This window comes from Pyrinomonadaceae bacterium (assembly GCA_036277115.1).
In the GTDB taxonomy this organism is placed as follows: domain Bacteria; phylum Acidobacteriota; class Blastocatellia; order Pyrinomonadales; family Pyrinomonadaceae; genus UBA11740.
The window spans coordinates 275662-286306 of the sequence record DASUNM010000015.1 but is presented as its reverse complement, the minus strand read 5'-3'; the positions used below and the strand labels follow the sequence as shown (position 1 = coordinate 286306).

7 protein-coding genes and 2 rRNA genes are annotated in these 10645 nt (G+C 53.8%); 7 read left to right on the top strand and 2 right to left on the bottom strand.

Annotated features, from left to right (window positions below; all coding sequences use genetic code 11):
• Positions 1-521: ribosomal RNA gene (locus VFX97_04190) — 23S ribosomal RNA — on the top strand; the annotation flags it as partial.
• A gap of 334 nt (positions 522-855) precedes the next feature.
• Positions 856-972 (top strand): 5S ribosomal RNA (gene rrf / locus VFX97_04185).
• 112 nt (positions 973-1084) lie between these two features.
• Here the strand turns inward: rrf and VFX97_04180 are convergent.
• Both VFX97_04180 and VFX97_04175 read right to left on the bottom strand, forming a co-directional pair.
• Positions 1085-3925: an Ig-like domain-containing protein gene (locus VFX97_04180; protein HEX5702399.1), complete on the bottom strand. Its 2841-nt coding sequence runs from the start codon at positions 3923-3925 to the stop codon at positions 1085-1087.
• Between the two features lie 255 nt (positions 3926-4180).
• The gene (locus VFX97_04175) at positions 4181-5023 is read right to left on the bottom strand and encodes a nuclear transport factor 2 family protein (protein ID HEX5702398.1); all 843 of its coding nucleotides are present in this window, start codon (positions 5021-5023) and stop codon (positions 4181-4183) included.
• A 213-nt stretch (positions 5024-5236) separates the two neighbouring features.
• Between VFX97_04175 and VFX97_04170 the strand changes: the two genes are divergently transcribed.
• The 5 genes from VFX97_04170 to VFX97_04150 all read left to right on the top strand — a co-directional run bounded on the left by VFX97_04170 (position 5237) and on the right by VFX97_04150 (position 10435).
• On the top strand, positions 5237-8059 hold the full coding sequence (locus tag VFX97_04170) for a pitrilysin family protein (GenBank protein HEX5702397.1): 2823 nt from the start codon (positions 5237-5239) through the stop codon (positions 8057-8059).
• A gap of 166 nt (positions 8060-8225) precedes the next feature.
• Positions 8226-8468 carry a hypothetical protein gene (locus VFX97_04165; GenBank protein HEX5702396.1) on the top strand — a complete coding sequence of 81 codons (243 nt, stop codon included), beginning with the start codon at positions 8226-8228 and terminating at the stop codon, positions 8466-8468.
• Positions 8469-8678: 210 nt separating this feature from the next.
• Entirely contained in the window at positions 8679-9350 is a 672-nt protein-coding gene (locus VFX97_04160) for a hypothetical protein (GenBank protein HEX5702395.1), read from the top strand.
• 11 nt (positions 9351-9361) lie between these two features.
• Entirely contained in the window at positions 9362-9970 is a 609-nt protein-coding gene (locus VFX97_04155; GenBank protein HEX5702394.1) for a hypothetical protein, read from the top strand.
• Positions 9971-10435 (top strand): hypothetical protein, encoded by a 465-nt coding sequence (locus VFX97_04150; GenBank protein ID HEX5702393.1) that lies wholly within the window; start codon positions 9971-9973, stop codon positions 10433-10435.
• The last annotated feature ends 210 nt before the right edge of the window (positions 10436-10645 follow it).

The following is a 10645-nucleotide window of genomic DNA, read 5'->3' as shown; positions in this document are numbered from 1 at the left end:
CAGGTACGAAAGTAGGAGTTAGTGATCCGGCGGTTCTGTATGGAAGGGCCGTCGCTCAACGGATAAAAGGTACGCCGGGGATAACAGGCTGATCCTGCCCAAGAGTTCACATCGACGGCAGGGTTTGGCACCTCGATGTCGGCTCATCGCATCCTGGGGCTGAAGAAGGTCCCAAGGGTCCGGCTGTTCGCCGGTTAAAGCGGTACGTGAGCTGGGTTTAGAACGTCGTGAGACAGTTCGGTCCCTATCTAGTGTGGGCGCAGCAGGATTGAGGGAATCTGTCCTTAGTACGAGAGGACCGGGATGGATCCACCTCTAGTGTACGAGTTATGGCGCCAGCCGTAACGCTCGGTAGCTAAGTGGAGCATGGATAAACGCTGAATGCATCTAAGCGTGAAGCCAGACCCAAGATTAATCCTGACAGTGAGACTCCTGGTAGACCACCAGGTTGATAGGCTGGATATGTAAGTGCAGTAATGTGCTCAGTTGACCAGTACTAATCAGTCCCTTGGCTTGACCGTAAAATTTACTAGCAGCAACGCTCTTGAATTTCGAATTAGGAATCGCGACTTGCGAATTTCAGTTCGGAATTAAGCGCGCGAAGCTTTAGACACGGCACAGGCTTGCCTTGTCGCTATTCGATTGAATTTGTACTTGGTGCTTTGTACTTAGTACTTTGATTTCGTCTTTCAAAGTACCAAGCTCAAAGCACTAAGCACGTTTTTTAAGGTTCCGTAGCGCGGACTCAGGGCCCACTCAGGCGGTGCGAAGCAATTTGCACGCTGAGGCGCCGAGCCCCCGCTACCGAAAGAGATCGCGTTTTTAAATCTTTGATTTGAAAACGCTCACAAGTTTTCCGGTGGTTGTGTCGAGAGGGCCACACCCGTTCCCATCCCGAACACGGAAGTTAAGCCTCTTGGAGCCGATGGTACTGCGCGGGCAACTGCGTGGGAGAGTAGGAAGCCGCCGGGATTATTTCTGAGATTTCAGCTCCACCTGAGATCTCGACAAGTCGAAAAGCCTGCGAGAGAAATCTCGCGGGCTTTTTGTTTGGGCTCAGTCAATTAAGAATTTCGCTTTCAGTCTAATTTCCCGAGATCCCAATCAATCCCTTGTTGCTGAAAAGTCCGTGTAGCTTCACTCTTGTTTGTAGGTCTCTCGGCGCGCCCGAAACATTGTCCGGCAGTCGCACCACCACCTGGGTCACGTCTGTAACTCCGGCCAGAATCGTAACGTGCTCAACTACCAGCGTATAGCTCCCACCCTGATCGTCTTCCGCCACGACGGTAAGATCTGCGGCCCCGTCGCCGGGCATGAGTCCCAGGCGCCAGACAAAAAGCGAGACGCGCCGGCGCAGGTCGGGACTCAGGTTGAACGGGTTCGTCAGCGAAAAGGGATCACGCGTCTGCGTGACTAAATCGAGGGCAATGACTCGCTGCGAATCGTCTATCAGCAGCAGTGGTGCGTCCAGCACAACCTGCTCGACCTGCCCACTACTGGCGAGCCAGCCATTCGTCCCGGCAAAGTCTGCGGTGACGTTGTGGCTTCCGATGCTGAAAGCGGAATAGCTGAACAATGCGTGTCCGGCAGAGTTGAGAGTGGCGGTGCCGAGAACGGTGCTGCCTTCTCTGAATGTAACCGAACCGGAAGGAATCCCCGGCGCCCCGTTTGCCGCCGTCACGGTTGCGTCAAACATTATTGACTGTCCAAAGCTCGCAGGATTCGCTGACGAGGTGACCGCGGTTGAGGTTCCATTCTGGACAACCTGAACTATGCCTCCGGTACTGGCGGCAAACTGAGTGTCGGACGCATAAGTGGCCACGATATTGTGACTTCCCGGGACTAAACTGGTGCTGTTAAAGGTCGCGACTCCCGACGAATTAAGGGGTGCCTGCCAGACAACCGTCCCGCCATCCTGAAAAGTCACCATTCCGGTTGGCGTGCCCGCGTTCGTCGGAACTGACGACACGGTGGCAGTAAAGGTTACTGCCTGACCAAAATTAATCGGATTCTGTGACGAATTCAGCGTCAGGTTGGTAGCGTTCGCATGGACCTTCTGCACCATGGTTACGGATGAGGCAGGATGCCCGCCATCTCCGCTGTACGCCGCTGTAATGAAATGGCTGCCGCGAAAATTGCCGCCCGCCGCGAGCGCCGACGTGGTCATCGACGCCGTCCCATTCGCACTTAGTGGAACATTGGAAGCCAACGTGGTCGTGACGGGGGTGAGACCGTTGTAAGTCAGATCGGTGAACGTTACCGTGCCGGTCGGTGAGGCCGGCGTGCCGGTGACTGTAGCAGTAAAGGTAATCGCGCTCCCCACCACCACCGAACGTGAATCCGGGGCTGAAGAGTCTATAGTGACGTTAACTCCGGGCCGGTTCCCCAAAGCAAAGAAGATCCCGCCGTTAAGTGTGTAAACCGTTCCATCGGGACCAATGACAGTCGGCACGTAGGGCTCGAGCACACCCGGACTCAAGACCACTGACTGGTCCAGCGCATTTGTGGCCAGGTTCCAGCGATAACTGCGTCCGTCTTCGCTGGTAAAGTAGACACTCTTGTTCGCCGGGTTAACCGCCGGCGCGTTAATGCACCATTCTTTTCCCGCCAGCGGAAACACCGATGGATTTACGTCCGGATCCGGTGTCGGAGCGATTACCGTCAACACCTCTCTCATCTCGATCAGTCCGCCTGCCGAAGTGTGAGGATCGATTTGAGTAGCATTAGGGTCGAGCAGCGCCACGCGATTCACTCCGCTGCCGTCGGCAAACGGATAGTCGTTGTACTTGGCAAATATCAAGTATGACGATGATCCGGTGTAAGAAGGCACCATCGACGCGGGAACGATTCCGGGCGTGTAGTCCCAGCCAAACCCGCCCGGTGTCTTGGTTACCGAAAGGTCTCCACTGAAGCGCAAGAGAAAGCCGCGCGAACCGCTGTTGGCAGCTAACACTCCGAAATAGACATCGCCGTCCGGCGCGATTACCGGCGATGACGTAGCGTCGTCCGGAACTGAAGCGGGATTGCCATTGCGCGGGTCCCTGAGAAACATCGAATATTTTGTTGCCAGAGTGGACGAATTCAAACCCAAAAGGTACGCATAGCTGTTATTGGTCGCCCACTTGACCACGACATAGAGGGTGCTGCCATCACTACTCAACGCCGGCGCCACGTTGTGACTCACGCGGCTGATCGCACCGTCGCTTGCCGCGGCGGCGGCGAGCACATAGGTCGCATTTCCGTTCGCATCTATCCGGGCGATGCCGCTTTGAGTCGTATTCAGCGGTGCCGGAGCAGTGCCCTGTACGCGAAAGCCAAAATAGATATTTCCGTCCGCATCTGCCGTGAGTGGTGTGTTGACGAAGATCGCATTGTTGTAGGCTGCCGCGTTAGCGTTGTAGCCGGCCAGGGACGTGTAGAAAACCTGTTTTACCGGCGCGCCAGGCGAGTTTGAGTCAGGATTATCGATGTACAGGATGGTGCCTCCCGCTCCTGCGTAATACAGGCGGGTGCCGAACGATCCGGTAGCGATACAGGGGTTGTAAACCGGGACCCAATTGTGCGCCGGAAGAATGTAATCAGTATTGATGATGTACTTTGCCGTCCCGTTGTTACCGTTGAAAGCGTCGACCCGAAACCCATCGGTGGATGTTTTGACCGGGACCAGCACCGTGTTATTGGCGGTGATTACCGGCGCGCCATAATGAGCGGTTGTGGTGGGATGAAAGTCGATCGTCGTGGACCACTTAATGGCGTTCAGGTTTTGCGCGGGAGTGGTGTAGACGCTCGTATGCTGGGCGTTGCCGGCGAAGGTGGGTGCCTGAGCCAACACATTGGCGGAATTGAGAATTATGAAGCCGCAGAGTAACGCGCCAGTGAAAAGCCCGGTTATGTACCTGGTTGGAACAGACAGTTCGCTACTCATCGTTCAAATTCCTGATCGAGCGCCAAGTTATCAGTAATTTCCTGGAGAGACTATTGGCGAAACCCGATGTCCGATTCTACTTCGCTGACAACGGGCTTTGATGACATTGGGGCTTGGCGTGTTGCAGTTAGGGTAAGTGATTTCGTGAGGTGTTTCTGTGCAACTAAATAAGAAAGCCCGCGAGAGAAATCTCGCGGGCTTAGGTTATTTTAGGGGGGTAAGAATAAAATTCTTCCGACTAGCCGCAACGCAGTCTTAATTAATCACACGCAGGTCGCGCTCGCTGACGATCTTCCAGCCGTCATCGGTGCGCTGCCAACGAAGTTCCTGCACGACTTCGCCGCGTCGATCTTCGCCACCACCCTCAATCGCATATTTCTTTCGGAAGCGCATCGTGGCGGTGCGTCCGTCGCGGCTCACGCGGATACCGGGCGCCGCGGCCTTTATATCAACCACTTCGGCACGGGCGAAAACGCGTGACTTCTCGGCGCGGACCGCTTCGCGCGGCACGTTGCGCGTCAGATAGAAGGCGTTGACCGTCTGGTTGTAGAAATTCATCTGCCGTTGGATGTCGCGCGCATTCGTCGCGGCGATCCAGTCGTCGAGCGCACCCTGGAGCTTCGCACGCTCCTCGCCACCTTGCGTGTCAGTCATGGGCTCGCTTGTGGCTGCCTCGTCCGCGCGCGGACGGGTGGCCCGCGTTGCTTCCGCGGCCTTCGGTTCCACGTCATTTCTACGCTCTTCCGCAGCACCGGGCCGCGGAGGTGCTTCAGATTCCTTCTGCGTTGGCTTCACCATCGGGCCGGTACTGACATGGCTTCCTTCGGGCGCGACGTTCGCCGCCGGCTTCGAAACCTGCGAACTGTTTGCGTAGCGCGAGAGGGCCAGCCCAAGGACCGCACCCACGAGGCTCGACGCTAACATCAAAATCAGCGCGAGCGGCCACAAACGCCGCCCCTTAATCCGCCCGAGCGGCACTGCCGGTTGGGCGTTCTGAATCGATATCTCGTCGAAGTGCGGAGTATCAAGGGTTTGCTCCGATGTAATGCCATCATTATCGGAAGGACTTAAGGAACTGTCGTGAGGTCTGTTTTCCATTTTAAATCTCCTGTTAGGTGCAAAGCCGTACACAATTCGGCCCCACGGCGTGAGATAGCAATCAGCAGTCCGCAGCGCACCGGCGCGAAATTGTCAGGGCAAAAGAGGTCGCTCGGAGTAACCCTGAACAGGGTTTTGTCGTATAAATTCCCGAGCGCAGCTCATATCCTGTTAATTAACCCTGGTTCGGTAGTTTTCGCTAAGACTATGCTTATGAAGATTCTAAAGAGCTTTTTTCTCATTACCTGCCTGTTGTCTGCATTGATGCCGGTGACGGCCCAGAAGCCGGCGCCGAAAGGCGTCTTCAAAGTTGAGTACGAGAAATTCACCCTCGCCAACGGCTTACAGGTGATCTTTCACATCGACCGCTCAGATCCGGTGGTGGCGGTCGCCCTTACGGCGCATGTCGGTTCGGCGCGCGAGAAAGCGGGACGCACAGGGTTTGCCCATCTCTTCGAACACCTGTTGTTTCTCGAGTCGGAGAATCTGGGCAAAGGCGGTCTCGACAAGATGAGTGCGCGCATCGGTGGCTCGGGCGCGAACGGCTCGACCAACCGCGACCGCACCGATTATTTCCAGACTGTCCCCAGCGATGCCTTGGAGAAGATGCTTTGGGCGGAAGCCGATAAGCTCGGCTGGTTTATCAATACCGTAACCGATCCGGTCCTGGCGAAGGAGAAGGAAGTCGTAAAGAACGAGAAGCGTCAAGGCGTCGACAATAATCCTTACGGTCACACCAGCTATGTAATTGATCGAGCGCTTTACCCGGAAGACCATCCCTATAACTGGCAGGTGATCGGATCGCTCGAAGATCTGCAGCGGGCCACGCTCGCGGACGTCAAGGAATTCTTCCGGCGCTGGTATGTTCCGAACAATGTCACCCTCGTGGTGGCCGGCGATTTCGATCCGGTCCAAGCGAAGAAGTTAGTGGAGAAATACTTCAGCGAAATTAAGAGAGGCGAGGAGATCAAACCGCTTCCGAAAAGACCGGGGGTGCTCAAAGAAACGGTTAGCTTCTACCACGAAGACAACTTCGCCCGGTTGCCTGAACTAACCAGGGTTTGGCCCACGGTCGAAGAATACCATCCTGATTCATACCCGCTCGACGTGCTGGCCCGGTATTTGTCGCGCGGCAAGAAGGCGCCCTTCTACCAGGTTTTAGTTGAAGAGAAAAAATTGACTGACGCCGTCCGCATGTCGAATGAGACCTCGGAGCTTGCCGGCCAGTTTAGCGTCGCGGTCCGCGCCTTTCCGGACAAAGATCTCGACGAAGTTTCGAAGGCCCTGGATGAAGCATTCGCGAGATTCGAGAAAGACGGGATCTCGGAAAAGGATCTGAGCCGCATAAAAGCCGGTCAGGAAACTCAGTTTTACAATTCTCTCTCGAGCGTGCTCGGCAAAGGATTCCAGCTCGCTCAATACAATATCTTTGCCAAGGACCCCGGCTTCATTTCCAAAGACATCGAGAACATTCTCGCTGTCACGCCGGTGGACGTGACGCGCGTCTATCAAAAATACATAAAGAACAAACCATTCGTGGCGACGAGCTTTGTGCCGAAGGGTCAGCCGGCCCTCGCTTTGGACGGGGCGAAGAAAGCCGAGGTCGTCGAAGAGAAAATCGTTCAGGGCGCCGAGCAAGGTGTTGACCCGAGCGCCCAGGCCGCCTATGAACGCACCCCTTCGAGTTTTGATCGCAGTGTCGAACCTGGCTACGGCAAGGCGCCCGAGGTTAAGGTCCCCGCGATTTGGGAAGACAAACTTACAAATGGATTGCGTGTGCTGGGGATTCAAAACACTGAAGTCCCGCTGATGCAGTTCGATGTCGTGATCGATGGCGGACAGTTGCTTGAAGACATCAACAAAGTGGGCGTGGCGAATCTGATGGCCCGCATGATGACGCAGGGAACTCAGAAGAAGACTCCTCAGGAGCTTGAAGAAGCAATCCAACAACTCGGTGCGGCGATCAACGTGACGGCCTCAACTGAGAATGTCCGCGTCCGGGTGAATACCCTCGCAAAGAACTACGACGCGACCCTGGCGCTGGTGGAAGAGATCCTGCTCGAGCCGCGTTGGGACGCCAAGGAATTCGATCTGATCAAGCAAAGCACCCTCAGTCAAATCCGGCAGCAACAAGCCAATCCGAATGCGCTCGCGCAGAATCACTTCAACCTGTTGATTTTCGGGAAGGACAACATCCGTTCGCAAAACATTCTGGGCACGGTGGATTCGGTTAATGCGATCACGCTCGAGGATCTCAAGGCGTTCTATGCCCGAAGCATCTCGCCGTCGGTGGCGCGAGTGAACGTGGTTGGGGCTTTGGATAAAGCGACAATTACTTCTTCGCTAAAACGAATTGAGAGCAAATGGGCGAGCAAGAAAGTCGACATCCCCGCATACAAAACCCCGGACGCGCCGGCCAAGTCTGTCGTTTATTTTTATGACGTCCCCGACGCGAAGCAGTCCGTAATTCGGTTTGGTTATCCGGCCCTGGCCCAGACGGATAAGGATTTCTATCCCGCCACCGTCATGAACTACATACTCGGCGGCGGCAGTTTTGCTTCCCGCCTGACGCAGGTTCTGCGCGAGGGCAAAGGCTATACCTACGGCATCAACTCCGGTTTTGCCGGAACGCAGAGTCCCGGCGCCTTTACGATTTCCAGCGCCGTCAGGGCGAACGTCACCCTCGAATCGGCGCAGTTGATCAAGGACATTCTCCGGGAATATCCGAAAACCTACTCAGAAGCAGATCTCGAGACCACCAAGGGCTTCCTGATCAAGAGCAACGCGCGGGCCTTTGAAACCGCGGAGGCCAAGCTGAACATGCTGGAGAATATCGGCAAGTACGGTTGGAAATATGACTACGTGAAAGAGCGCGAACAGATCGTTCGAGGGATGACGGTTCAGCAGGTGATGGCTCTGTCGGGAAAATATCTGAACACCGACCGGATGATCTGGCTGGTGGTGGGAGACGCCAAAACCCAACTACCGCGCCTGAAAGAGCTCGGTTTCGGTGAGCCGATTGTGATTCGAAATTAATTTCGACCGCAGCCTTCGGGCGGTTCGGACTAAGCGCTTAAAGAAGCCCGCGGGGCGAAATCTCGCGGGCTTTTGCTTGCCCACAATTAAGGTAGTGGCTGAAACGTGTATTGCCGGATCGGGTCAAAGTTCACTCTGAGACTTGACGGCATGTTATGCTTGGTGCATGGCGCAGACCAAACCGCTAGAACAAGACGAGCCTCTCAAGTTCGCTCGCGGCATCCTCGATTCCATCATCGCCAAGCATGACCCGAAATCCGTTAAGGGTAAGGACGCGCAGAAGGTAGCTTCCGGCCTGCGCGGAGGCTCTAAGGGCGGCCACGAACGCGCTAAGAACCTCTCAGAGCGTAAGCGTAAGGCTATCGCCAAGAAGGCCGCTAAGGCTCGCTGGGCGCGGAAAACAGCTTAAAACGCGGCGTAACACAAAAGTAAGGGACTAGGTCATTGATATAGTCGAAAACCGCTTTACTCTGCCGACTCAACTATGATACTTAGCTAATACATACTCCGGCAGGATCGTAATGAGCATGTGTAAACGATCCTGCCGATATTTGCATTCTCTCGGCATAATTCTGGACATCGTGTTCGGAGTTTCCCCGCTCTAACCTTTGGGACAGTAATGGCTTCATTAAGAGTACCCGATAAGTATGTAGGAGGCTTGGCGAAGTTTCTGAGTCTGTCTGATGAGGATTCGGAGCGAGCCCTTGCGCTACTCGAAGGGCTTTCGGTCTCCGTCAAACCACGAAGGACAATTAAGGAAGCGTTTTTGTCGGCGGCGACGATTGCTCCTAATGAAGCAGATAGTATTGCGGACGCCGTGATGTCGCTTTTCACGATATTCAATTATGAATTCAAATCGCCGACTGAAGCAGCGCGTAACATCGCAGAAGCTATTGAAGAAAGCAGTGCAGAAGAATTAAAGGATGAAGATATCCGCAAGAAAGCCGAACCGCGTTTGACTAGACTGTTTTCAGCGACAACTTTGGCAGTATCAGTCAAAGCTGAAGCTAGGCGGTTTGATTATGATAAGGTCTTTGCTTACGCAAGAATATCGTCTGACATTCGGCCGATTTTTAGTGATAACGCCACCGAATTGCCAAGAGCAGCGGTGGTAAGCCACATGATGAATATTCATTATATTTCAGAGACTGAACACAAAGACTTCTACGTCGTATTAGATGATATTGACCTTAAGGAGCTTCAGCACCAAGTAGAGAGGGCGGTGTTGAAATCGGAGAATCTACAATCCCTGCTCCGTACAAACAACATTGAGTGTTTACCGGCGGAGTAAAGCCTTTTGCCATGGCAGGACTTGAGCACAGGAGAGAAAACTACGATGGATGCGATTTGCATTCGTTGCCGAACCGTGTCCATGAGTTGTGGCTAGTTCCGAAAAAATCCTACAAGATCGTACCAGAGAAAAGAGCTACTTGGGTAGGAAAACTACGTGAAGAAGTTGAGGCACAGTCGTCCCTTGACGCTTTCGCACGGCTAGATGCGGCTGCAAAATTCAAAAATGTCGCTGTATTTCTACAAGAAATAAAATCTATCGTTTGGTCTAATCAATCAGCGTCACACATCCTAAGAGCAGTCGATCTGTCTCTTGGGATAGGAGCACACGTTGCCGCTCGTGAGCTTGCTACTCAGGGTGCACAAATTCATCCGGAAAACGCAGAATTGCAAAAGTACGCGCGCATACTCGCTCCGGCGAGAATAACGGATAAGCGCCCCACTTTAGATGTTAAACCGAAGGCTAACATCGAATGGCTTAAGGCAAACCGATTAACATTTAAAGGCAAGTGGGTTGCTCTAAAATCCGGAGTATTGGTAGGCGCAGCCGACTCTCGCCAAGCACTCACAGATCAAGTTGGCGAGACTAAAGGCACCGGTATCTTACTAACTCTCGTCTAAATGCTGCTTAACTTTGAAGACGATACTCCCTTCGCCACAGGTGTCGCTACTTATGACGCTGAGCCGATCCCTGGCGGTGATGATACCCAGAGAATTCGTGTTTACATTGAAGTTGACGAGGAATTAGAACAAGCGATTTTAGACACTGGCGGCCAATACTTCTGGTGCACCCAAGAGATGGTTGGTCGCGTGGCTTTTAGTGAGACAATTGGCGATAAGAAGATAAACCTGAAGGGCCAAGACGTTCGTGGTACGCTTGCGAGGATTAGCATAGTTCTACTTGCAGACGAGGGCGAATCATTACGGCTTGAAGTTACAGCTTTTCTCCCCGATCTAAACCAAGAGTTTGGGCCAGCGTTTCTTCCATTTCCGTACCTCGGCTTTCACAATTGCATGGATCGGGCACGCTTCGCGATCGATCCATCACAAGACCAAAACAAGATTTATTTCGGCGCACAACCCTAACTAAGACATTCAGCATCTCTCCCTTCATGTAGAGGCCAAAAGCTAATGACCAGACCCTAGATCGAAATCTCCACTTGACATTCATCGCCGCCTAAGCATAATTGTGTTGCTACACAGAAGGCGGCTAAAATGGATTGTCCAACCTGCGATAAACCCTCAAAGCGATTCGGCAAAGACCGAAAAGGCAATCAGCGGTATCGGTGCTTGTCC